The organism is Methanobrevibacter sp. (genome assembly GCF_030539665.1).
Classification (GTDB): Archaea; Methanobacteriota; Methanobacteria; order Methanobacteriales; family Methanobacteriaceae; genus Methanocatella.
In genome coordinates this window covers 363875-388852 of the sequence record NZ_JAUNXR010000001.1, presented here as the reverse complement: position 1 = coordinate 388852, position 24978 = coordinate 363875, and the positions used below count along the sequence as shown (strand labels likewise).

Annotated in this window: 23 protein-coding genes and 7 tRNA genes; 7 read left to right on the top strand and 23 right to left on the bottom strand. The window is 35.6% G+C overall.

Annotation, left to right across the window (positions count from 1 at the left end):
* Nucleotides 1-47: 47 nt before the first annotated feature.
* Complete coding sequence (locus Q4P18_RS01885; RefSeq protein ID WP_303334927.1) at nt 48-314, top strand: hypothetical protein; 267 nt, start codon at nt 48-50, stop codon at nt 312-314.
* Here the strand turns inward: Q4P18_RS01885 and prf1 are convergent.
* Nucleotides 294-1535: a peptide chain release factor aRF-1 gene (prf1, locus tag Q4P18_RS01880; protein WP_303334925.1), complete on the bottom strand. Its 1242-nt coding sequence runs from the start codon at nt 1533-1535 to the stop codon at nt 294-296. The genes Q4P18_RS01885 and prf1 overlap by 21 nt on opposite strands.
* An 87-nt stretch (nt 1536-1622) precedes the next feature.
* Between prf1 and Q4P18_RS01875 the strand changes: the two genes are divergently transcribed.
* Nucleotides 1623-2171 (top strand): zinc ribbon domain-containing protein, encoded by a 549-nt coding sequence (locus Q4P18_RS01875; protein ID WP_303334922.1) that lies wholly within the window; start codon nt 1623-1625, stop codon nt 2169-2171.
* On the opposite strand, the gene rimI is transcribed toward Q4P18_RS01875, so the two are convergent.
* Nucleotides 2151-2594, bottom strand: a complete 444-nt coding sequence (gene rimI, locus Q4P18_RS01870) for a ribosomal protein S18-alanine N-acetyltransferase (protein ID WP_303334920.1) — start codon at nt 2592-2594, stop codon at nt 2151-2153. The two genes, Q4P18_RS01875 and rimI, sit on opposite strands and share 21 nt — an antisense overlap.
* A gap of 124 nt (nt 2595-2718) precedes the next feature.
* On the opposite strand from rimI, the gene Q4P18_RS01865 reads away from it, so the two are divergent.
* From Q4P18_RS01865 to cobK, 3 genes are read left to right on the top strand one after another with little or no spacing between them, the layout of a single operon-like run.
* Complete coding sequence (locus Q4P18_RS01865; protein ID WP_303334918.1) at nt 2719-3072, top strand: UPF0146 family protein; 354 nt, start codon at nt 2719-2721, stop codon at nt 3070-3072.
* A gap of 18 nt (nt 3073-3090) precedes the next feature.
* Complete coding sequence (locus Q4P18_RS01860) at nt 3091-5616, top strand: calcium-translocating P-type ATPase, PMCA-type (RefSeq protein WP_303335160.1); 2526 nt, start codon at nt 3091-3093, stop codon at nt 5614-5616.
* Nucleotides 5617-5625: 9 nt separating this feature from the next.
* The gene (cobK, locus tag Q4P18_RS01855; RefSeq protein WP_303334916.1) at nt 5626-6426 is read left to right on the top strand and encodes a precorrin-6A reductase; all 801 of its coding nucleotides are present in this window, start codon (nt 5626-5628) and stop codon (nt 6424-6426) included.
* Between the two features lie 15 nt (nt 6427-6441).
* Here the strand turns inward: cobK and Q4P18_RS01850 are convergent.
* From Q4P18_RS01850 to Q4P18_RS01760, 19 genes are all read right to left on the bottom strand, one after another.
* Nucleotides 6442-6526 (bottom strand) — tRNA-Ser (locus tag Q4P18_RS01850).
* A 42-nt stretch (nt 6527-6568) separates the two neighbouring features.
* Nucleotides 6569-6653: transfer RNA gene (locus Q4P18_RS01845), tRNA-Ser, on the bottom strand.
* A 67-nt stretch (nt 6654-6720) separates the two neighbouring features.
* The gene (rpsJ, locus tag Q4P18_RS01840; RefSeq protein ID WP_303334914.1) at nt 6721-7029 is read right to left on the bottom strand and encodes a 30S ribosomal protein S10; all 309 of its coding nucleotides are present in this window, start codon (nt 7027-7029) and stop codon (nt 6721-6723) included.
* Between the two features lie 80 nt (nt 7030-7109).
* Complete coding sequence (tuf, locus tag Q4P18_RS01835) at nt 7110-8351, bottom strand: translation elongation factor EF-1 subunit alpha (RefSeq protein ID WP_303334912.1); 1242 nt, start codon at nt 8349-8351, stop codon at nt 7110-7112.
* A 170-nt stretch (nt 8352-8521) separates the two neighbouring features.
* On the bottom strand, nt 8522-10717 hold the full coding sequence (locus Q4P18_RS01830; protein WP_303334910.1) for an elongation factor EF-2: 2196 nt from the start codon (nt 10715-10717) through the stop codon (nt 8522-8524).
* Nucleotides 10718-10741: 24 nt separating this feature from the next.
* Entirely contained in the window at nt 10742-11302 is a 561-nt protein-coding gene (locus Q4P18_RS01825; RefSeq protein ID WP_303334908.1) for a 30S ribosomal protein S7, read from the bottom strand.
* A 14-nt stretch (nt 11303-11316) separates the two neighbouring features.
* Nucleotides 11317-11742 carry a 30S ribosomal protein S12 gene (locus tag Q4P18_RS01820; protein WP_067044341.1) on the bottom strand — a complete coding sequence of 142 codons (426 nt, stop codon included), beginning with the start codon at nt 11740-11742 and terminating at the stop codon, nt 11317-11319.
* A gap of 331 nt (nt 11743-12073) precedes the next feature.
* Nucleotides 12074-12505 (bottom strand): NusA-like transcription termination signal-binding factor, encoded by a 432-nt coding sequence (locus Q4P18_RS01815; RefSeq protein WP_303334895.1) that lies wholly within the window; start codon nt 12503-12505, stop codon nt 12074-12076.
* A 6-nt stretch (nt 12506-12511) separates the two neighbouring features.
* Nucleotides 12512-12811, bottom strand: coding sequence for a 50S ribosomal protein L30e (locus tag Q4P18_RS01810; protein WP_303334893.1), 300 nt, complete (start codon nt 12809-12811; stop codon nt 12512-12514).
* 8 nt (nt 12812-12819) lie between these two features.
* Nucleotides 12820-13971, bottom strand: coding sequence for a DNA-directed RNA polymerase subunit A'' (rpoA2, locus tag Q4P18_RS01805; protein ID WP_303334891.1), 1152 nt, complete (start codon nt 13969-13971; stop codon nt 12820-12822).
* Between the two features lie 8 nt (nt 13972-13979).
* Nucleotides 13980-16628 (bottom strand): DNA-directed RNA polymerase subunit A', encoded by a 2649-nt coding sequence (locus Q4P18_RS01800; RefSeq protein ID WP_303334889.1) that lies wholly within the window; start codon nt 16626-16628, stop codon nt 13980-13982.
* A 19-nt stretch (nt 16629-16647) separates the two neighbouring features.
* The gene (rpoB, locus tag Q4P18_RS01795; RefSeq protein WP_303335158.1) at nt 16648-18480 is read right to left on the bottom strand and encodes a DNA-directed RNA polymerase subunit B; all 1833 of its coding nucleotides are present in this window, start codon (nt 18478-18480) and stop codon (nt 16648-16650) included.
* Nucleotides 18481-18570: 90 nt separating this feature from the next.
* Complete coding sequence (locus Q4P18_RS01790; RefSeq protein WP_303334886.1) at nt 18571-20112, bottom strand: DNA-directed RNA polymerase subunit B''; 1542 nt, start codon at nt 20110-20112, stop codon at nt 18571-18573.
* Nucleotides 20113-20373: 261 nt separating this feature from the next.
* A complete protein-coding gene (locus Q4P18_RS01785; protein WP_303334884.1) occupies nt 20374-20607 on the bottom strand; it encodes a DNA-directed RNA polymerase subunit H in 234 nt (77 codons plus the stop codon).
* A gap of 52 nt (nt 20608-20659) precedes the next feature.
* Nucleotides 20660-20733: transfer RNA gene (locus Q4P18_RS01780), tRNA-Lys, on the bottom strand.
* A 33-nt stretch (nt 20734-20766) separates the two neighbouring features.
* Nucleotides 20767-20838: transfer RNA gene (locus tag Q4P18_RS01775), tRNA-Asp, on the bottom strand.
* Nucleotides 20839-20970: 132 nt separating this feature from the next.
* Nucleotides 20971-21044 (bottom strand) — tRNA-Tyr (locus Q4P18_RS01770).
* Between the two features lie 6 nt (nt 21045-21050).
* Nucleotides 21051-21125, bottom strand: a tRNA-Pro gene (locus tag Q4P18_RS01765).
* 118 nt (nt 21126-21243) lie between these two features.
* A tRNA-Thr gene (locus tag Q4P18_RS01760) sits at nt 21244-21317 on the bottom strand.
* A 225-nt stretch (nt 21318-21542) separates the two neighbouring features.
* On the opposite strand from Q4P18_RS01760, the gene thiM reads away from it, so the two are divergent.
* Complete coding sequence (gene thiM, locus Q4P18_RS01755) at nt 21543-22406, top strand: hydroxyethylthiazole kinase (RefSeq protein ID WP_303334881.1); 864 nt, start codon at nt 21543-21545, stop codon at nt 22404-22406.
* Complete coding sequence (gene thiE / locus Q4P18_RS01750; protein WP_303334880.1) at nt 22403-23038, top strand: thiamine phosphate synthase; 636 nt, start codon at nt 22403-22405, stop codon at nt 23036-23038. The genes thiM and thiE overlap by 4 nt, the downstream gene beginning before the upstream one ends.
* Nucleotides 23039-23040: 2 nt before the next feature.
* Here the strand turns inward: thiE and pgk are convergent, their stop codons facing one another.
* Both pgk and tpiA read right to left on the bottom strand, forming a co-directional pair.
* Nucleotides 23041-24270, bottom strand: coding sequence for a phosphoglycerate kinase (pgk, locus tag Q4P18_RS01745; RefSeq protein ID WP_303334878.1), 1230 nt, complete (start codon nt 24268-24270; stop codon nt 23041-23043).
* Between the two features lie 15 nt (nt 24271-24285).
* Nucleotides 24286-24954 (bottom strand): triose-phosphate isomerase, encoded by a 669-nt coding sequence (gene tpiA / locus Q4P18_RS01740; RefSeq protein ID WP_303334877.1) that lies wholly within the window; start codon nt 24952-24954, stop codon nt 24286-24288.
* Nucleotides 24955-24978: the final 24 nt, after the last annotated feature.

The following is a 24978-nucleotide window of genomic DNA, read 5'->3' as shown; positions in this document are numbered from 1 at the left end:
AATATAAATTTTAAAATATTATAAACAAAATAATAAAGATGATAACAATGAATAAAAAAATTAACCAAAAAATTTACCAAGAAATAAAAATGGAGTACGTATCTAAAAATTGCATTTTGAGCACATTATACAGAAAATGCCAGAAAGAGTACAACATCAATAAAATTCAATTTAACCAGATAATAGAAAAAATAAAAATGGAGGAAAACATTCCTCAAAAAACAGCAAGAAAGGTAAAAAGGATGAACAATCCCTTCAGTTACCACGACAAACATCCGGACAGCTATTTTGAATTAACTTACACAGTATCTTAAGATAGCTGCAATTCCACCAAATGCTTTCAGAAGTTGCATACCCTCTTCTGTTTCAGATGAAATGAATTCAACATCAGTATTCATTTCTTCAGCCTTTTCAACTAATTCTTCAACAAGAGTTTTTGAACTTTCCTCCTTAAGTGAATCATTACAGCTTTCACATTTCAAGCCCAGTTTCTCAAACTCCTCTTCACTCCTAATGGTAACTTCCTGTATTCTACCACAATTAGGACATTTCAATACTTTACGAATAGCTAAAAGATCTTCAGATAAAAGCAATGTATCCACAGCACCGATAATCAGGTTATTTCTGACTTCCTCTTCACCATAAGATGCAAGACCATGTTCCTTAATCAATTCCTTCAGGAATCTTTGAACTGTCTTCTTCTCATGCATTACATCCAGATTGTTTAAGATGTCTGCAGATTTATCAATGACTTCACGGATACCAGGTTCACCAGTATATGAAGTGTCAACAGTAGCGATTACCTTGTCCTTAATTTCATATTGGAGATAGTCCCCATCTACAAATTCCTCTTTTGTAAATCCAGGACCGCCAACAATAACACCCTTCAAATCATCCTTTAAAGGTAAAAAGTCCTCATTCATATGTTCCCCAATTCTCTTTTTGAATTCGTGTGCAGCGAGGTCAATTACACGATCGAACCTTCTTTGAGATTGTCCCCCCGCCTTGTGTTTACCAGGAACACCACTGGTCAAATGACCCAATATGTTAATTCTTTTACCTTTCAAAGTAGCTATTGTTGCTTCTTTTCTGTCAACTACAGCTAAACCGTAGGTTTCACGCTCTTCAATCATATATTCGAGAGGCTCTAGGAAAAACTCATTGTTACATTGATACCAATATGTAGTAACAGGTTCAGGAGGTTCAAAAACAAAGGTTTCCATTTTTTCAGTTCCAGGACCTCCTTTTGGAATCATACCAACAAATAAAACCAAACCGTTAGCAGGAGGTTTTTTAAATAACCTAATCCTTTGCAAAATAACCTCAATTGCTGATTGTACATTTTTTCTTGTGGATTTACTCTTAATGTTAGCACTCTGACCCAATTCATCCCTCATGTGCTTTCCAACATCACTAAGTTGCTTATCAGGAGGTATGTAAACGGACACCAGTTCAGTACCCTTACCCCTTTTTTCTGATAATTCCTTTAGTGTTTTTTTAAATTCATATAATTCTTTTGATGATGTTTCTGCCATATTAATCACTTGATAAGAAATAAATAAATATAATAATATAAATATCTTTATTGAAGTATAAATAATTAATGTGAAGGTGAAAGAAATATGGTGTTAAGAAGATGTCCTCAATGTCATGGAACAACAGATGACAAATACGGTTTTTGTTTAAAGTGCGGGTATGAATATCCTGACAAAAAAAATATAGACTATACAAACATATCCGGCGAAAATACCACCAAATGTATTTCATGCGGATTTGAAAATCCGGAAGAAGCAGATTTTTGCGTTAACTGTGGAATGCCTTTAATTTTCAACAAACAATTTGAAAACACTGGCAACAAACCAATCGTTATAAAATATGGTAGTATCGGAGGTTCAAAACCTGAAGAACCGACAGACTATAAAAAGACAAGCAATCTTGTAATTGCCCTAGGATACATATTCTCCATCCTTGGAGGAATAATAGGACTGATATTTGCAATCTACCTGTCCACAAGAAAAGATCCGAGAGCACGCAAACATGGCCATATTCAACTTGGAATCTTCATATTTTACCTAATCATAATAGGAATAAACATCGCAACAGGTTCAGTTACAGTTGATCAGATAGCCAACATGACAACCATGCAAAAACTATACCCTTTTAACTTCTAATTTCATGACAATAGCACCGTCTTCATTGCTGTAATAGCCTGGAACTAACCTGTCAACTTCAAAGTTGAACTTTTTATAGAAGTTAAATGCACCGTCATTATTCTCATTCACTTCCAATGTGATATATTCAATATTGCATTGGTTAAGAACCATTATGGCATGGGACAACAGCTTTGTTCCTACTTTTGAATGCCTATACTTTTCATCAACGGCTATTGAGATAATATGTCCTTCATATTCATGTTTAATCCAAAATAAAACATATCCAATTACATAACCTTCTTCTTCAGCCACCAAAAAGCCGATACCCATCTCATGTAATTTTAAAAACATGTTCAGCCCATATGATTCTTCGTCAAAAGAATTAATTTCTATCTCAAGTACTCTTTTTACATCAGCAGGGACAAATTCTCTTATCAACATACAATTAAGTTATTTGATTTATTATATGATATAAAAATTTTTATTGTAAAATTTAATATAATCATAAAAATAAACATATAAATCGATGAAAACATGGAATGCTTTTGGAGAATTTATTTTAAATTTGTGTGAAAAAAGACCAGTCAACATTGCAGAAATAGGCATTGGAAAATTCACACAGGTATATGATTTTTTAAATTCGCAGGATGGAATCAACGTCATTAAAATTGATATAAATCCTGCAGACGAAGACGTTATAAAAGATGATATCACAAATCCCACTGAAAGTCTTTATGAGAACTTAGACATTATTTATTCCATCAGACCCCCAAGTGAAATTCATCCCTATTTAATTAGATTGAAAGATTTAAATAATGCTAAAATCATAATTAAACCTTTATTCAATGAGGATGTGAATACCGGGCCAATCAAAATGAAGCTCAAGAATTATAAAAAAGCAAGTTTTTATATTCTATAAAAAAAGTGTGAGAAAATGATAGACAAAATTTTAGAAATATATGACACATCTAAAATGGGTTTAAGCAATACTGAAGTAATAAACAGACAAAAAAGATATGGTTTAAATGAACTTAAAGAAGAAAAGAAACAACATCCCATTGTTTTATTTTTAAGCCAATTTTTAGACATTTTAATCATTCTTCTTCTTATAGCTGCCGTTGTGGCATACTTTGTTGGAGACATAATCGACAGCTATGTTATCCTACTTGTAGTTTGTTTGAATGCAGTTATTGGATTTACCCAAGAATACCGTGCCGAAAAGGCAATGGAAAAACTTAAAACACTGGTTTCCACTGAAGCGATAGTTAAAAGGGATGGGGATGTCCAGATTGTTCCTGGAAATCAGCTAACAGTGGGAGACATAGTTTTAATTGAAGAAGGGGATAAAGTACCTGCCGATCTTATTTTAATAAAAGCCAATGACCTGAGAATTGACGAATCATCCCTTACAGGGGAATCCCTGCCTGTAACCAAAACTGCAGATTATGATTCTGATGTTCCAATAGACATCAGGAAAAATGAGAAAAAATTAGCTCCCCACATCACATATATGGATTCAACAGTAATAAAAGGAAATGGTGTGGGAGTTGTCTTTGCCGTTGGAATGGAAACTTCCATAGGTAAAATAGCTGAAATGATTCAGGGAGAGGAAACAGAGACTCCACTTCAAAAGAAAATCGATAAGCTTGGAAAGGTTCTTGCGGCAATAGCAATTGTGGTATGTGCATTCGTATTTGTTGTGGGATTCTTAAGAGGCATTCCACTTGCTGAGAATTTCATGACTGCAGTATCCCTTGCTGTTGCGGCCATTCCTGAAGGCCTTCCAGCTGTTTTGACACTCACACTTGCTTTGGGAATGCAGCATATGGCCAAATCACATGCTATTGTAAGGAAACTTTTAGCTGTAGAAACTCTAGGTTCATGTACAATCGTCTGCAGTGACAAAACAGGAACCCTTACTGAAAACAAGATGACCGTAAGAGCTGAAAAGGTATTGGACGGCGAAATGCTGAATCTAATCAGTTGCTTGTGCGTTAACAGTTCAAAGCAGGATGGGAAAATTATTGGAGACCCTACTGATGGAGCCATAATGGAGTATGGTGAAAAACACAATTATCTCAGAAGCGATTTCGAGAGGAAAAATCCTAGAGTCAAGGAGATTCCATTGGACAGTGAAAGAAAAAGAATGACAACTATACATGAAGATGGTGAAAAATACATTGTCCTAAGTAAAGGAGCGCCAGAAATAATTTTGGATTCATGCAAATACATAAATGATAATGGAACTATTAAAATAATTGATGCTGAAATTAAGGAAAACATACTTAACGAAATCGCAGATATGACAAGTTCAGCACTGAGGGTGATTGGGTTCGGATACAAGGAATATGACTACAATCCGGACGACACAAATGACGAGATTGAAACAGGATTGACATTTGTAGGATTGCTCGGACTGATGGATCCTCCAAGAGAAGAAGCAAAAGAAGCTGTGAAACAATGTATAGAAGCGGGAATTCAGGTAAAAATGATTACTGGAGACCACCAGGACACAGCAGCGGCCATTGCACGTGAAATAGGAATCCTGACAGATGGAATTGTAATCAACGGAGAAGAACTTGACAACTTAACACAGGAAGAGTACCTGAAAATCGTTGACGACATCCAAGTATATGCAAGGGTATATCCTGAACAGAAAATGCGTATAGTCGAAACATTGGAAAACAAGGGAAATGTAGTTTCAATGACTGGAGATGGAGTAAACGATGCACCTGCACTTAAAAAAGCTTCAATAGGTGTTGCAATGGGTTCAGGAACTGATGTTGCAAAAGAATCAGCAGACATGGTCATTCAGGACGACAACTTTGCAACAATCATAAAAGCAATTAAGGAAGGAAGGAAAATCTATGACAACATCAAAAGATTTATCAAATTCCAGGTATCAACAAACATAGGAGCTATCCTCACCATTCTTGGAGCTTCATTCATGTCCCTTCCACTGCCATTCAACCCTGTGCAGCTTTTATGGATAAACATCATAATGGACGGCCCTCCAGCGCAGACCCTGGGAATGGAAGGTGCTGAAAAGGACATCATGCAAAGAGATCCTAAAACAGGAGACATACTAAACAAAAATGTTCTTGTAAAGATAGCTGTAGCAGGTATTGTAATGGCATTGGGAACATTGGGATTATACGCTTATCAACTAAACATTGGAGCATCACAAACAAAGGCAATGACTGTTGCATTTACAATGTTTGTAATATATCAGCTGTTCAATGCATACAATTCAAAAGCAAACTCAGATAAAAAGAGTATATATCTCTACTTGGCAATTTTAATATCATTTGTCCTCCAGGTTCTTGTAATCTATATCCCATACTTGCAAATGATATTTAGAACTACATCAATTGATTTAATTGATTGGATAATGATGTTTATCGTAGCATGTACTATCCTAATATCAAACAAGATAATGAACAAAGCGATTCCATTAGATTAGGGGATGAAAATGAAAAAGATAAATGTCTTTTTAATGGGTGGAACAAAAGAATCTATTGAAGTTATCAGATACCTTAAAGACAACTTCAACACCTATATTTTGACTACTACAACAACAGAATATGGAGAAAGGCTAGCTATTGAAGGTGGAAGCGATTCCACAATAGCCAAACCCCTTCCAAAAAACGATTTAATAGAGATATTAAATGGTGAAACTGATTTTGACTTATTTATCGATGCAACACATCCCTTTGCATCACATGTGACAAAAACAGCCATTGAAGTTTCAAAAATATGCAAACTTCCATACATAAGGTTTGAAAGATATACATCAAACTTAAATGATTTTGATAAATCACAGTTATATGCCGTTAAATCATTTGAAGATGCAGGCAAATTAATTGAAAAAAAATTCAATGAAGTAAATGTACTACATTTTGCAGGAGCTAACACGATGGAAAGCATCGTGAAATACATTTCCCCAGAAAAATTCTATCCGAGAATATTGGAAGTAGAAAGCTCATTTGAAAAATGTGAAAAATTGGCCATCCCCAAAGACAACATAATACCTATGAAAGGAACCTCAACAGTTGACGAAAATCTTGAACTAATCGATCAGCTAAACGCAGGAGTAATCATAACAAAGGAAAGTGGTGACATAGGTGGGGTCGATGCAAAACTAAAAGCAGCAAATGAAAGAAAGTTGCCCGTGATAATGATAGAACGACCTGAAATAGAAACACTAGACAAAAAAACAGTAGTGAACAATCTAGAACAACTAGATGAAAAAATAAAAACAATCTTATTTTAAAAAAAAAAACTAAAACGCCGAGACTGGGATTTGAACCCAGGCGGAGAACGTCTCCACAGGATTTCAAGTCCTGCGCCTTACCAGACTAGACTATCTCGGCAAATGAAAAACTTATAAAAAAATAATAGAAATTAATAAAAAACGCCGAGACTGGGATTTGAACCCAGGCGGAGAACGTCTCCACAGGATTTCAAGTCCTGCGCCTTACCAGACTAGACTATCTCGGCATTATAGTTTAATTAAAAAGAGACAAGGAAAAAATATTTAGAAAAATCTAAATATTTTGATTAAAATCTAACTTTTAAGTTCAATTTCAATACTTACATTATCAGGAACGTTGACTTTCATAACTTGTCTCATAGCACGTTCGTCAGCTCCAATACCAACTAAACGTTTATGAATTCTTAATTCCCATTTTTCCCAAGAAGCTTTTCCTTCTCCATCTGGAGATTTTCTTGTAGGAACAACTAATTTTTTAGTTGGTAATGGGATAGGACCAGATAAATCAACACCAGTTCTTTCTGCAATTTTTTTGAGTTGATCGCAAACGACTGCTAATTTTTCTGGATCGGTTCCTGTAAGTTTAATTCTTGCTTGATTCATTTTTACCCTCCAAGTAAAACAAAAAACGATAATAAAAAAAATATGGAATTAACCATATTTTAAAATATTATACTTCAAACTTATTTAGCTGGGGTAATTGCAATACATAAACCAGCAGCAACAGTTTGACCCATATCTCTGATAGCAAATCTACCCATTTGTGGGATTTCTTTTGCGTTTTCGATAACCATAGGTTTAGTTGGTTTTACTTTTACGATTGCAGCGTTACCAGTTTTTAAGAAGTCAGGGTTTTCTTCGTCAACTTGACCAGTAGATGGGTTTAATTTTTTGGATAATTCTAAGAAAGTACATGCTACTTGTGAAGTGTGACAGTGGAATACAGGAGTGTAACCTACGGTGATAACACCAGGGTGTTGTAATACAACAATTTGTGCATCAAATTCTTTAGCTACGGTAGGTGCGTTGTCAGTGTGACCTGCTACGTCTCCTCTTCTGATATCGTTTTTACCTACACCTCTTACGTTGAAACCGATGTTGTCACCAGGTTCAGCACTTTCGAATACTTCGTGGTGCATTTCGATAGATTTTACTTCTCCGGAAGCTCCAGCTGGTTCGAAAATTACGTTTTCTCCTTTTTTCATTACACCAGTTTCTACTCTTCCTACAGGCACGGTACCTACACCAGTGATGGAGTATACATCTTGGATAGGGATTCTTAAAGGTAAGTCTAAAGGTTTTTCAGGTGGGTTTAATTCATCTAATGCTTCCATTAAAGTTGGTCCTTTGTACCATTTGGTGTTAGGACTTGCTTCTTTAATGTTGTCCCCTTCAAATGCAGATACAGGGATGAAAGGTACTTGAGCAGGGTTGAAACCTACAGATTTGATTAAAGCAGATACTTGTTCTTTTAATTCGTTGAATTTTTCTTCATCGTAGTCTACTAAATCGATTTTGTTAATAGCGATGATTAATTGGTTAATACCTAAAGTTTTGGATAAGAATACGTGTTCTTTGGTTTGTGGCATTACACCGTCGTCTGCAGCTACTACTAATACACCTGCATCAGCTTGGGAAGCTCCAGTGATCATGTTTTTAACGAAGTCTCTGTGTCCAGGACAGTCTACAACAGTGTAGTCGTATTTTTTGGTGGAGAATTTTTGGTGAGCTAAATCGATGGTTACTCCTCTTTCTCTTTCTTCTCCTAATTTATCCATAACGAAACGGAATTTGTTTTCCCCGTCATCTAATTGTTGTTCAGCGATTGCGCCTGCTTTTAATAATAAGTGTCCAACTAAAGTGGATTTTCCGTGGTCAACGTGTCCAATAAATGCTAAATTAATATGTTCTTTTTCTTTTGCCATTATAATACCTCTTTTTTAAAGATTAAAAAACATTATAGTAAGCTCAATGTTAGCTTAAAAATAATTTGAACTTCAACATATAAATATCTAATGTTTTTCTATTAATATATGATATATTTTTTTTAATAAAGAAAAAAAATATAAAAAAAATAAATTTAAATTTTAAATAACTATCCTAAGTAGTGGTCAGGACCATATGGTTCTGGGGATAAGCCTTTTCTTTGTCTGATTTCTTTAACGATGTTGTTTTGCATTTCGTTAGGTAATCTTTCAAATCCAGACATTTCAGTAGACCATAAACATCTACCTTCTGCTGCGGATCTGATGTCACCAGCGAAACCAAACATTTCAGCTACAGGAACTTTGGATTCGATAGTTGCCATATCACCAGTGTCTTGTCTCATATCTACAATTTGACCTCTTCTGTTTTGGATTTCTCTAGTACATGCACCCATGTAGTCTTGTGGAGTGCTGATGAATACTTTTTGCATAGGTTCAAGTAATGCAGGTTGAGCAGACATGATAGCTGCGTAGATAGCTTTTCTGATAGCTGGTAATACTTGAGCAGGTCCTCTGTGAACTGCGTCTTCGTGAAGTTTTGCATCGTGGAGCTTGAATTTTAATCCCATAGCGATTTCGTTTGCTAATGGACCGTCTTCAAGTGCAGATTCAAATCCTTCAAGTAAGAGTTCTTTAACTTCATCTAAGTATTGGATACCACGAGTCATGTTAATAAACATACTTCTGTTGTGAATATCCCAAACTCTTCTTGCTTCTTCTTTATCTAAACCGTATTCCATAAAGTCAGCTGCTGCTTCTTTACCTTTAACTCTACCTTCTTTTAAGTCTCCTTCTTGTAATGCTTGGAATAAGGAGTCTTCTAAAGGTTCAACAGTAATGTAGAATCTGTTGTGTTTGTTTGGTGATTTACCTTCAACTTGTGGAGATTCACCTGCAACGGTTTCCCTGTATACAACGATAGGTTCGGAAGTTTGGATGTCTACACCTTTATCATTGATTCTGTAAGCAATAACTTCTAAGTGAAGCTCTCCCATACCGGAGATTAAGTGTTCACCGGTTTCCTCGTTAATTTCCACTTTAACGGTAGGGTCTTCTTTACCTACTTGTCTTAAAACGTCGATTAATTTTGGTAAATCTTTGGTGTTTTTAGCTTCTACAGCTACAGTAACTACAGGTTCGGATATGTGTTCTAAACCTTCGAACTCTTGGATTTTGTCTTCAGGTGAACAGATAGTTTCCCCAGCGGTTGCACCTTTTGCACCAGTAACGTAAACAATGTTACCTGCAGTAACGGAGTCGGTAGATACTCTTTCAGGACCGAAGTATACACCTACTTGTTGTACTCTGGATTTTTTGTGAGCACCGACCATGTAGATTTCAGTACCTTGTTTGAGGGTACCACCATATACCCTACCGGTAGCTACTTCACCAGCGTGTTTATCAATGGATACGTTGGTAACCATTACAGCTAAAGGACCGTCAGCTTCTGTGTTGATCATGCATTGACCAGCAGGAGAATCGATGTCTCCTTCCCAGATGTTAGGTACCCTGTAGACTTGTGCTACTTTAGGTGAAGGCAAGTGTTCTACTACCATACCAAGCAATACATCGGATAAAGGTACTTTTTGTGCTAATTCTTTTTGTCTGTCATCATTACAGAAATCAATGATGTCTTTGAAGTTAACACCAGTTTGTTGCATCATTGGAACGTTAATAGCCCAATTGTGGTATGCTGAACCGAAAGCTACACTACCATCAGCAATATCTAAGCTCCATTCTTCTTTTTTATCTTCAGGAGCCATGTTTTTGATTAACTTGTTAGCTTCCATGTAAATGTTAATGAATCTTTTTTGTAACTCTTCTGGTTCTAATTTCAATTCATTAATTAATCTGTCTACTTTGTTAATGAATAAAACAGGTTTTACGTTTTCTTTTAATGCTTGTCTGAATACAGTTTCGGTTTGAGGCATAATACCTTCTACAGCACATACAACAACTACTGCACCGTCTACTGCTCTCATTGCACGGGTTACGTCCCCACCAAAGTCAACGTGACCAGGAGTATCGATTAAGTTGATTAAGTATTCATCATCTTTGTATTTGTGAATCATGGATACGTTAGCTGCATCAATAGTAATACCACGTGCTTGCTCTTGTTCATCGAAATCCATGAATCTTTGATCACCTGCAAGCTCTTCAGAAATCATACCTGCACCAGCTAAAAGGTTATCAGTCAAAGTAGTTTTACCGTGATCAATGTGTGCACAGATACCAATGTTTCTGATCAAATCAGGTTGATACATTAATTCCTTGATTTTTGCAATCATTTTGTCTCTTCTACTCAAAAAAATCACCTATAATTATTATAATTAGTGTGCTGCTTTAGCTACTCTTTCTTTCTCTTCTTTTTTCTGTACAGCAAAACTTCTAGAATCTTCTTCAGAAGCAAGTATTAATTCATCAGCTAAACATTCAGCAACAGATTTTTTGTTTTTGAAAGCTGATTGTAAAGTTCCTCTGGTTAAAAATCCTAAAGAAAGATCTACTCTTCTTTGTGGGGAAATGTCCACAGCTACTTGGTATCCAATACCACCGTATTTGATACGAGTAGTTTCTTCACGAGGAGAGGTATTTTCAACTGCAGTAACTAAAACTTGAACAGGGTTCTTTTTAGTTCTTTTGTTGATAATTTCTAATGCATCTCTTACAATGTTGTAAGCTTTGTTTTTCTTACCTGAGTTAAGATGAGTTCTCATAACTTTATTCATCAATCTTTCAACGATAGAAACTTTAGATTTTGCGAATTGTCTTTTTACGTGTCTACCTGAAGTATGAGGTACGAGAGTTTCATCTAAACAAATGTATTTTACTAAACCTTGATCGTCGATTTGAATTTCATCAAGTTCCCATTTATCAAATAATTTACTCATAAAAATTACCATCCTTATCTTACAGGTTTTTCTATTTTACCACTTACCATTTCTGATAAAGCTACGTTGTTAACTTTAGATACTTTCCAACGAACTCCAGGAATATCACCCATGGACCTTCCAGATGGTCCACCAATTCCTTCAATCATTACTTCGTCGTGCTCATCGATAAAACCAATAGCTCCATCACCTGGTGCGAAAGCAGTTAATTGTTTACCGTTTTTGATTAATTGTACACGTACACATTTACGGATTGCGGAGTTAGGCTGTTTAGCTTCAATTCCTACTTTTTCGATTACAATTCCTCTTGCTTGAGGAGCTCCTTCGAGAGGGTCTGCTTTAACATCCAATCTTAAAGCTCTCCTTTTGTAATCCACGTCTTTCCACTTAAAATTTTGTCTATTTTTTTTAAGTTTTTTTGCAGCAAAAAGTCCTGGCATAATTTTTCCTCTAAAAAATTTTATTTCGAATAATCTTTTCTAAAATCCACCGCTGCGATTTATACTGTTTTAAAAACAATACAATCTAAATTTTAGAAAGAATAATATCAATAATAATAACTTAGATAATAATTTATCTAAAAAAAGATATCTATACTTATTAAAAACATTAACAAAAAGGCACACGATAGCTAATGCTTTATAAAATAAAAACATAAGGATATCTTACAATAGAATATATTTTTTAACCTTTATAAATGTATTTGTTTTCCCAAATACAAAATAAAAAAATAATAATGAATTATAAAAAATAAAAATAAAAATAAGTAAATTATTTTAAAATAATGTTACTTATTTCATGTTGTCTATCAGCTAATAACTTAGCTCTTTGAATATTAATTCCGTTTTTACCGATGGCAATACGTTTATTGGTATTGTCTGCTGTAACAATAGCTATTTTTTCCCCTTTTTTATTTTTAGTAATTTTTACAGATTGTAATTCTGCAGGGGATAAAAGATTTCTAATAAATTGATCAGAATCGTCGGATAATTCAACAATTTCGACTCCTCTACCAAGTGCTCTTTTAACTTTTGAAACAGTATTTCCACCTTTACCAATAGCTAAACCCATATTACCGTTTTTAACTACGAAAGTGACTTTACTATTTTCATCATCGATAATGCAATCCTTAACCATTGCTCCTGTCATGTTTTCAAACAGAGCAATTAATCTAATATCATTTGCACTAAATTTGATAGACATATAAATCTACCTCAAATCGTCTAATATAGTAGAATCTCCTGGATCGTTAATAATTAATGTAGCTACGGTAAAAGGTTTACCACAAACAGAACCTAAATCCACACTTGTTCCATCATAAGTGTGAGCTGGGATGTCTGAAAGATTAGCATAATATTCAACATCTTCAAGAATATCTTTAGGAGCATTTGCAGCAACTACAACGAGTTTACCTTTTCCTAATTTTAAAGATTGAATTGATTTTTCAGAGCCTAAAGTCACATCTCCTGTGTCTACAGCTACTCTGATACCTCTATCTACGTCCATCATCTAGCCTCCTATTCTTTTTTATCTGCCATTTTGACACCGACTGAACCGGTACCAAGAGGTATTGGTTGTCCAATAATAATATTTTCGATGATACCAGTTAAATTATCTACTTCACCACGAATACTTGCGCGAAGTAAATGTTTACCAGTTTCTTCAAAAGCTGCACGAGCTAAAACACTTGATTTTTCACCACTGATACCATGTCTTCCAATAGATTTAACGACTCCTTCAGAAGTCATCATATCAGCCACAAGCATGATGTGTCTAACATCTACACTAAGACCTTGGTTTTCAAGAGTGTTTTGAGTTTCGTCAATAATAGCTTGTCTAGCCGCTTCGATACCCAAAACAGTTTCGATTTCATGAATATCGTTAGTGGTTGTTCTATGCTTGTCGATTCCATCTTCTTTGAGAATATCTCCCAAGTTAGAACCTTCAGTGTGGATAACCCATTCATCGTCTTTACGTATAATAACTCTTCCAATTCCCTTAATACCACTGATTTGCAAATCACGAACTTTATCTGCTAAAAGACGAAGTTCCCTAATTGTTTGTTTAGGTGGTTCAACAACTATCTCATTATCATTGATTGTGACTTTATTTTTGAAGGTTTTTTCGATTTTATCGATTACGTCCTTATAATCTAATCTTTTGTCCTCAATTTTAGCTGGATCTAAAGTTGCTTCAATTTTCATTTCAGCATAGTTTAAATTAAAATCGGATAAGACATCGTTTATAGTGCTTTTACCAATTTTGTTAGCTAAAGTTTTAACAAAGTCCTCGTCATATCTTTTTTCTTCATCAAAGTAAATGTCCATAGTTGGAGTTGAAATCTTCTTTCTTGCATCTACAATTTCAATGAGTCTTGGAAGACCTAATGTTACGTTTAACTCTACTACCCCTGCGTAGTGAAAAGTACGCATGGTCATCTGAGTACCAGGTTCCCCTACTGATTGTGCAGCTACTGTTCCAACAGCCTCGCCAGCTTCAACGTGAGCTCGGTCATAGGCAACTTTAACCCTACTGATTAATTCATCTAATTCATCATCGTTCAAATCTCTACGAATGTAAGCAGCTGCTAAATCTTCAACATAACTTTCTGGAAACTCAACACCTGCATTTTCTAATGCTACTTCTACTTTTTCTATGGTTTCTTGCATATTGACACCTATTTAGCTGGATTTTCAATTCTCATTTCGTCTATGATCTTATCAAGATCTGCTGCTTTTCCGTAGTCACTTTTTGCTGGGTCTACCCCATCTTCTCCGAACATGGTTTGAATAACCATTCCTTGATTGTCAGTTACAAGACCTGAGGATTTTACTTGTAAATCCTGAAGTGCATTTACAAGTCTTCTTTGCATGTAACCTGATTGTGCAGTACGAATCGCTGTATCTACCAATCCTTCTCTTCCTCCCATAGCGTGGAAGAAGAATTCAATTGGGTCTAAACCATGTTTATAACTGGAGTGTACAAATCCTTTTGCCTTTGCCCCAAGTTCTTTTTTCTTGAAATGAGGTAAGGTTCTGTCAATGTAACCCCTATGAATACGGCCACCACGAACTGCCTGTTGACCTACACAAGCTGTAATCTGAGTAAGGTTCAACATAGATGCCCTTGCACCAGTACGTGCCATGATTACTGAGTAGTTTGGAAGACGTGCTCTTTTACCATCGATATATTCATCCATTTTAAGATAATCTTCTGCAATAGCACCAGAACCGTCCCTTGCTTCCCCAAGTACTTGCATGATTCTCATCTCAAGAGTTTCTTCAAGGCTCCTACCTGGCAATGCTTCAAGGAATCCATCTTCATAACTTCTAATAAGGTCATCTACTTTAGCTTCTGCCTTATTCAAGTGTTCGTTAATTCTTTCCTGTGCTTCATCAGGAATTTCTTCATCATTAGTACTTGTGGTAATACCGTTTTGCATGATTCCACAAATAGCTAAGTCAGTAGAACGATCCAAGAATTCACGAGCTCTATCTGCACCGTATTCTTTAACGATTTTATCAAGGATTTTACCTGAGAATGAACCATATGCTTTCTCGTCAATAGCACCGCTTAAAAGCTGGCCGTCTTTGATTACTACATATGCATCATTTTCACAAGCTTCTCCTTTACATTCATCACATTTTTCACATATTTCAGCCCTATAGTTGAGATTTAAATCATCAGGCAATAAAAGGCTGAACAATTCTTTACCAGTCCAATTTTCATGTTTACGTTTTGGTAATGGTAAATGTGATTTTCTAATAATCTGGAAAGCTGTTTCTTCATCGAATTCAGTTCCAGTTCTGGTTAAAATGTATGCACCAGAAATGTGATCGTGAATAGCTCCAATAATTGGTCCACCAAACCTTGGAGAGAGAATGTGTTCTTGTACACGCATCAAACTTTTAGCTTCTGCTCTAGATTCATCGGTTTGGAAAACGTGCATGTTCATTTCGTCCCCATCGAAATCCGCATTGTATGGAGGACATACACAAAGGTTTAACCTGAAAGTTTTGTAAGGCAATACTCTTACTTCATGAGCCATCATACTCATTCTGTGAAGTGAAGGCTGACGGTTGAATAAAACCATGTCTCCGTCTTTCAAATGTCTTTCAATGATAAATCCAGGCTCTAACTGCTCTAAAATCAAATCTTTTGTTTCATCAAGAACTCTGATTTTTCTTCCATCCAATCTTATTACATAATTAGCTCCAGGGTGGACATTAGGACCGTTTTCAATGTATGTTCTCATTTCGTCAATGTTCCAATCATTAACATAAGCAGGTACGGTTACCTCTTTTGCAATCATTTCAGGAACACCTACCTCATTGATACTTATGTTTGGATCTGGAGAAATTACGGTACGTGCAGAGAAGTTTACACGTTTACCTGAAAGGTTGCTTCTGAACCTTCCTTCTTTTCCTTTAAGCCTTTGTGCCAAAGTTTTTAATGGTCTTCCTGACCTATGTCTTGCTGGAGGCACACCTGAAGCTTCGTTATCGAAGTAAGTGGTTACGTGATATTGCAATAATTCCCATAAGTCCTCTACAATAAGTTGAGGAGCACCTGCTTCCATATTTTCAATTAATCTTTGGTTAATTCTCAAGATATCCACAAGTTTGTGTGTCAAATCATCTTCAGAACGTTCACCAGTATCCAAAGTAATGGATGGTCTAACAGTAACTGGAGGAACTGGTAAAACTGTTAAAACTAACCATTCTGGTCTAGCTACTTCAGGATTAACACCTAAAACAAATGCATCTTCATCACTGATTCTTTCAAGTCTTTCACGAACTTCAGAAGCGGTTAACTTATAGTCACCTTGATTGATTGAAACTGGCTTATCAATAGTGATTTCTTCCTGTTCTGCTTCACAGTGAGGACATGTGTCACGACGAGCCTCATTATAAATATCCTTTAAAAGATTGTTCAAGTTAACTCCATGGTCTTGAGCATTTTTTATCTTTTCTGTGTATTCTGCAATTTCTGAATCAGTTAAAAGAACCCTACCACACTCGTTACAAGTTGAACGTAAAATTTTGTGGATAATGTCTCCGAAACCAACATGAATAACTGGTCTTGCAAGTTCAATACTACCGAAGTGTCCTTGACATTCTCCACCTCTGTAACCACAAGATCTACATTTTAATGAAGGGTCAATAACACCTAAATGAGGATCCATTAATCCTCCTTCAATAGGATATCCGTCTTCATCGTAAGTATCCGGGGTTTCAATTCTAACTACAGACATGTTACGAATATCTTCAGGAGACATGAGACCGAAATTAATTTGCTCAATTCTCTTAATAAAATTGTTATCCAAAATTATACCTCCTTAATACCTATACCTTGTCTCCTAAAACTAATTTAGGGAAAATACATAAACTCTTAAGTTCATCTAATAATAATTTAAATGCGTATGAAATTTCAACAGGATATGTTTCTACATCTCCACAGATAGGACAATATACCTTATTCTTGCTCTTATCTTCAATAGCTAACATACCACAGTTTTCACAGACAACAGCTTCATATTTATCTGATTCATCTAAAAGTCTTTCTTTTAATGTAAGAGCAGCACCGTGTGCAATAAGACAATCTCTTTCCATTTCTCCAAATCTTAAACCACCTTCACGTGCTCTACCTTCAGTAGGTTGACGTGTAAGTACTTGTACAGGACCTCTAGAACGAGCATATACCTTATCGGTTGTCATGTGGTGTAATTTCTGATAATATGCAACTCCAATGAATATTTCAGCATCAATTCTTTCACCGGTTACACCATTATACAATGATTCACAACCAGCTGATTCAAATCCATTGTCAATAAGTTGTTTTTTGATTTCTTTTTCGAGTTCTGTGTTGAATGGAGTTCCATCAATACGTTCACCTTCCAAACAGCCTGCTTTACCTGCAACCATTTCCAATACTTGCCCTACAGACATCCTGGAAGGAATCGCGTGAGGATTTACTATCAAATCAGGGACAACTCCACTTTCGGTGAATGGTACATCTTCCGGAGATAAGATAAGTCCGAGAACCCCTTTCTGACCGTGTCTTGATGCAAACTTATCCCCAAATTCAGGTTGACGTGTGTCTCTTACTCTGATTTTAGCCAATCTGCTTCCTTCAACAGTTTCGGTTAAAAGAACTGCATCAACAATACCCTTTTCACCATGTCTTACGGTTACGGAAGTTTCTCTTCTTTTCTCAGCAACAGTACCAAATTCATCAATCTCTTCTAGGAACCTTGGAGGTGAAGTTTTTCCAATCAATACATCACCAGATTCAACATATGATTCAGGGTTTACAACACCGTCTTCATCCAAGAATCTGTAAGCTTCTTCTGATCTATATCCTTTAATATTCTTATCAGGAACTTCAAATTTATCTTCTTGTCCACCAGGATATCTTTTCTCAGCAGTGTCATAAGCTCTAAAGAAGGATGATCTTGCAAGTCCTCTTTCAAGAGAACCCTTGTTAATAACCATTGCGTCTTCCATGTTGTATCCTTCATAAGACATTAGAGCTACAACAAAGTTCTGACCGGATGGTCTTTTATCATAATTAGTTGAGTCAATAATACGTGTTTTTACAATTGGGGATTGTGGGTGGTGTAACAAGTGTGCCCTTGTATCAGTACGTAATGCATAGTTTGATACGTATAGACCAAGTGCTTGCTTTGTCATCCCTGCTTCCATAGTGTTCCTTGGAGATGAGTTGTGATCAGAGAATGGAATAATACCTGCACAAATTCCCAACATTGTAGCTGGGTCGATTTCCAAATGAGTGTGTTCTTCATTCAAATCCTTTAAACTCATTGCAATGTATGAATTTTCCTCTTCTTCAGCATCCAAATATTCAATAATTCCTTCATTGATTAAATCGTGCCATTTCATTGAGCCCTTAGCCACTTTATCCAAATCGGTTTCTTTGAGAAGTGGTTGACCTTCTTTAACAATAATCAATGGTCTTCTAGCTCTACCAGAATCATTGAATATGTAAATCTCATTATTTTCTTCATAATAAGTAATATTCATTTCATGAGAGATTTCACCAGCCCTTCTTTTTTCTCTCATTTCTTGTGTAAACTCTTCAGGATTATTACAGGAACCTAAAAGTTCACCATTTAAATAAATTTTAGACTTTTTACCAGTATCGTTAACAACTTGAATTTGTGGTTCGCTTTCAACAGAAGCTATTTCAGAGTCGTCTTCATAGATAGTTTTATTTTCAATATCCGCCAAAAAAATTCCTCCAAAATCCTAATTTAATACATCCATCTTTTCAATTACATCTTTAATTTCTTGTTCGTCAGAACCTTCAGAAATATTACACATAAGTGCTAAGTTCTTTACCAAACCACAGTTCGGACCCTCTGGAGTTTCGTTAGGACAAATTTTACCAAATTGTGTTGGGTGCAAATCCCTAGCTTCAAAGTGAGGTTGACTTCTTGTTAAAGGAGATACGACACGTCTTAAGTGAGACAATGTACCCATATAACTTGTCCTATCTAACAATTGGCTTACCCCAGCTCTTCCACCTACCCAATTTCCAGTAGCAATAGCATGCTTAATGTTTTCGGTTAAAACATCGGAACGAACAGCTTGTTTGATTGAGAGTTCTTTTCCACGAGAAATACTTCTTTCAAGTTGATAGCTCATATCTCTTGTTAAACTTGTAAATGCAACTCTAAACAAGTCTTCCATTAAGTCACCAGATACTCTAAGTCTTTTATTGGTGTAGTGGTCCTTATCGTGAGGTTCTCTTTCACCATGAATAACCTGGAGCAACATTTCAGTCATTTCTGCAAGATATATTGCTTTGTCGATACGTCTACCCTCTTCAATACCCATATGAGGTAATAAGTAACGGTTGATTACGTCATTTGCACGTTTGACACGATATTCTTCAGTCATACCTTTAGCTACACGGTTACCAATGTACTTGATAGCTGCAAGTTGCAAGTATTCCTCTCTCTCTTTTTGGGACATTTCCTTCATTGCTTCCCGATCTAATTTTAAAGTATCGTTGGATACTTGAATATCGTCTGCAATAATCATTTGATAGTTAAAGTCATCGGTAATTGCTTCAATGATTTTCTGATCAGTGACCAATCCTAAAGCTCTAAGTAAAATTACAAGTGGAATTTCACCTGGAACATAAGGGAAAGAAATTCTTAAAAATACACCTTTTTTACGTGGTTTTTTATATTCTAAAGAAATTCTTGCTCTGAAACCACTTTTAATTGAAGTTACAATAGCTTTTGCTCTTCTTTCTTCTGGTTCTCCAATCCTTTCAAGAATAATTTTATTTGGTGCAATTTCCTCCATTGTCACTACAGCCCTTTCAGAACCGTTAACAATAAAGTAACCACCTAAATCTTGTGGATCTTCACCGTTTTCAACTAATTCCTCATCGCTCAAACCATTCAAATGACAAATATCAGATTTAAGCATTACTGGCAATTCACCAATATAAACATTTTCCAACTCATTGTCTTCCCCTTCAGCATTTAAAGCCATTTCCAAGTACATATGAGCAGAATAGTTTAAATTTCTGAGTCTTGCTTCAGTAGGATAAATCATACTTTTAGAACCGTCAGCTTCTTTAGTAAATGGTTTCTCAATAGTGACTTTACCAGTTTTTAAAGTGTATTTACCATCTTCTAAAGTAATAGGTTCGGTAATATCTATAATATTTTGTATCCTATTGTTTACAAAATCATTATATGACTTAATATGATGATCTACCAAATCATATTCATTGAAAAATGCATCAACTAATTCCCAATTCTTCTCTGTCATAGATATCCTCCAGCATCACGTAAGTATTATAGTAAAGAAATAATTAACTAAATAAAAATAAATAATAAGATTAGGAAAGCCTAAAAAAATTCTTATTAATAATTCATTTGATTATTATTCTTAATTTACTCATAACTATCTCCTTAGATAATTCCTCTCAAATCAAGTTCAAATTTATTATATATCGAATTTATAAAATAAAAAAATAATTCATATACTGACTAAATTCATACTCTTTCTAAAATTATATTAAATAATCCTCTATTCAACCATTCTATAAGTGACGAAAGTACCAGCAGTTTGACTACCACGAGTAATTCTCAATATGTCTCCTGCAACAGCACCAATAGTTTTAACTACAGGATCATCTTTTTTAATTTTAGGAAGACTTTTAATTTCAAAATCAGCATTACCAAGTTCTTCTTCAATTTCTGAATCAGACATTATTTCATGGTTTGGAACAAGTTTATGTTCTAATATATCTATTTTTGACAAATTTTTTCCTCCAGCTAGAAAAGTTAAAATAATTAAAATATAAAATTAGAAGCGGGCCCGACGGGAATTGAACCCGCGGCCGCTTGGTTAAAAGCCAAGCGCTCTGCCAGACTGAGCTACGGGCCCTAAAAAACATGTGCATTAATTAAATATTTGAAGCGCCCTGGCCGGGATTTGAACCCGAGTCGCGGGCTCGACAGGCCCGCATGATAGCCCCTACACCACCAGGGCAAATATTTAACTTATGACTTATATTTAATTTAAAATTAAATATAAAGGATATTATAAAGTCTGTAAATAATCATATATAAATGTTTCTATATTCCAACATTTAAATATGAAAATTACAAATTCATAACAAAATCCCGCCTGCCGGACTTGAACCAGCAACATTTGGATCTACAGTCCAACGCTCTGCCAAATTGAGCTAAGGCGGGACAAGATGGGACCGCCCGGATTTGAACCGGAGTCTCAGGCTCCCAAAGCCCAAAGGATCGACCAAGCTACCCTACGGTCCCATTACAATTGATTGTATGATAATATCATACTTTTAATAATCTATATTCAATAGTATATAAAGCTTTCTATTAACAATATAAATTACGATGAAATCAAGTTTTTTATTAAAAACTTAAAAGCCCCGAACGGGAATTGAACCCGCGACCACGAGATTACAAGTCTCGCGCTCCACCAGACTGAGCTATCGAGGCACTCATAAAAATACTACAACAAATAAATATCTATGTAATATCATTTAAATACTTTACGATGGTCTAAAAAAACTAATAAACTAAAAAAAATATTATATAATCACTAAAAATCAAATAAATTGCCATATAAACTCCTTAAATTTTTAAAAATGATGAAAAAAATTAGTTAAAATTAAAAAATGTTCAAAGAATATGTTTAAATATAATAAAATATCATTATTAATTATGATAAATAAAAAAGATAAGATTCTGGAAGAAATCCCAAAAACTTTAAGAGAAATTCAGGAAAAAAATCCTTTAACACATTGTTTGACAAATACCGTAACGATCAATGATTGTGCTAACGCTGTTCTGGCAATTGGAGGTTCACCAGCAATGGCGGATGAACCGAAAGAAGTAAAAGATTTTGTTGAAATAGCAGATGTGGTTGTTATAAATATAGGAAATACAACAGAAAATCAAGTGAAAGCAATGAATATTGCCAGTGCACATGCAAATGAAACAAATACACCAGTAGTGATTGATCCTGTAGGAGTCGGAGTAGGAGAACTAAGAAGCAAAATAATATTGGACTTGCTTGAAAATGACGTGGCTGCAATACGTGGAAACATGAGTGAAATCAAAGCAATAGCCAATTTAGTCGGTGTTATAGACAATTCAAACATGGTTAAAGGTGTTGACGTTTGTTTGGATGATATTGTAACAAAAGATAACCTTGAAGCAAACGGAGAAATTATCAAAACTCTTGCCAATGAGTTAAATACAGTCATATTGGCCAGTGGAGAGATTGATATTCTTTCAGATGGGGAAACTACCTTAGCAATCTTCAATGGAGACGAAATGATGCCATTGATTACAGGAAGCGGATGCATGTTAACTTCCATAGTTGGAACCTGCATAGGGGGAAGCGACCCATTTATGGGCACTTTGATTGCTAGCCTAATCATGACAATAGCTGGAGAACATGCAAGGAAAAAGGTTGATGAGCTTGATTTAGGTACTGGTTCATTCAGGGCATTTTTAATTGATTACCTCTCAAAGGCCAATGCAGAAGACCTGATAGACAATGAAAACTTTGTGATTTTATGAACACTTCAGATTTAGAATTGTATCTGGTTACAAATCCTCTTGAAGATGAGGACAAATTTTTAAATACCATAGAAGAATCCCTTAAGGGCGGAGTTACTATAGTCCAACTGCGCGAAAAAGATAAAGATACTGGAGACTTCTATAATATTGCAGTTAAGGTTAAGGAAATTACAGACAAATACGATGTGCCTCTAATAATCAATGATAGAATTGATATAATGCTAGCAATCGATTGTGCAGGAATCCATATTGGGCAAAGCGACATGCCATGCAATATTGCACGTGAAATGATTGGCAATGAAAAAATCATAGGGGTTTCAGCACATAGCATAGCCGAAGCAAAAAAAGCACAAGAAGATGGAGCAGACTATCTGGGGTGCGGTGCAGTATATCCAACAAAAACAAAGAAGAATGCAAATCACGTGCCAAAGGAAATGCTAAACGACATTGCAGATTCCGTAGACATTCCAATAGTGGCCATCGGTGGGATAAACCTAGAAAATGCAATGAACTTAGCAGGTACGGACATAGCTGGATTATGTGTCGTGTCTGCAATCATGAATGCGGAAAATCCAAAAAAAGCGTCTGAAAAATTATTAGAAATTTCAAAAAATATAATTAATGAAGATTAAATTTAATCTTCCATCTTTTTACTTTTTTTAAGTGCTTCTACAGCAGCCAAAGGTTTGCCTGCAAGCATACTGATACAAGCACCTCCACCGCTACTTACATGATCCATCTCATCAGCAAGACCGGCACCATTTGTAGCGGCTGCAATATGACCTCCTCCAATAACAGAAAATGCTTTTGAAGAAGCGATAGCATTGATTAAATCCTCAGTACCCATTGCAAAATCAGGGTTTTCAAATACTCCTGCAGGACCGTTTGCAAATACCATTTCAGCCTCCCTTATGATTTTTGCATATTCCCTGATTGTGTTGACTCCAATATCAAAAATTGAATTATTAGGAATTTCATCAATTCCCACATCAACTCTCTCCCCATCCTTTTCAATAGCTACGTCGCTAGGATATACAACCCTGTCATCACCATACTTGTCTAAAAGCTCTTTGGCCTTTTCAACCATGTCTGCATATCCTCTTGCTTCAATAAATGCCCTATTAACATCGTTGATATCATGACCTGCAGCCCATAAAACAATATTGGCTACAATACCTGTAGTAAGAACCTTGTCTGCAGTTCCATTGCCTAAAACGTTGCCCATAACATCAATGGAATCATCGGGCTTCATTCCACCAAGCAAGAAAATACAAGGATGTTCAACATTGTCCAAAGCATTTTGAATAACAGTCAATTCCTTCTCCATTACCCTACCTGCTGCAGACGGAGTATTGATTGTGAAACCAACAAGGGATGTTTGTGATCTGTGAGCTGCTGCAAATGCATCGTTGACGAACAAGTCAATGTAAGGAGTTAATTCACGAACAAGGATTGTTCTGGATTGCTCCTCTGGAGAACGTGAAAGGGATTCTTCAGAAAAGAAACGTGCATTTTCAAGCAAAAGAATATCTCCAGGATATAAATTAGCAATAGCTTCCTTTGCAGAGTTTGAGAATAAAGCATCAGTATATTGAACTTTCAAATTTAATATTTTAGACAATTCTTTAGCATGCTGATCCAAGGTGGTGAAATCGTTTTTACCAGGACGGCTTTGGTGAGCTAAAATAACAACTTTCGCTCCCTTTTTAGACAATTCCCTTATGGTTTCTGAATGCAATCTTAATCTGGTGTCATCTAAAATAAGACCGTTGTCCGGATCAACTGGAGAGTTAATATCAATTCTTACAAGTACGGTTTTATCCTCTATATTAAAATCATCAATAGTATTAAATTCCTTAGACATCTTCTCACTCGAGATTTATATTTTACTAACAAGATCAATTAAAGCTTCTTTTGGACTGTCTGCCTTAATAATTCCAGATGCAAGCAATACACCTTCAGCACCAAGTTCGATAGCTGCAGCCATATCCTCTCCGGTAGATATTCCAGCACCGCATAAAACTTTAATGTCTTTATTAATCGCTTTAACTTCTTTTACTGTATCTTCCACTACTTCAGGTTGTGCTTGTGAAACAGGAATTCCTGAACCTATGAGTTCAGGAGGTTCCACTGCCAAATAATCAGGAGCCAAAGTAGCCGCTGCCTTACTTGTATTAATATTGTTTGTACAGAGACAGGATAGAATACCTTTTTCCTTAGTTAATTCTATAACATTTTCGATATCCGCCAATTTCATTCTTTTTTCAGAATGGTTTATTAAACTTCCAGATGCACCCGCCTCGATTAAAGTTTCAATCAGATCATGTCCTGTATGGCCTCCAGGAGTTATGGCATCAATGTTCTGTGCAAAAATAGGTATGGAAGTTTCTTGTTTAATTCTATAAATGTCTGCAGCCTGAGGTGCGGCAACCATGTTAATACCGGTTTCTTCACCAGCTGATTCAAGGTCTTTTGCTAGGTTTAAAGCGTTTAAACCGCTAGACTCAATATAAGTTTTAAAATTTAAAATCACTATTGGAGTATTCAATTTAATTCCTCGAGATAAATTAAT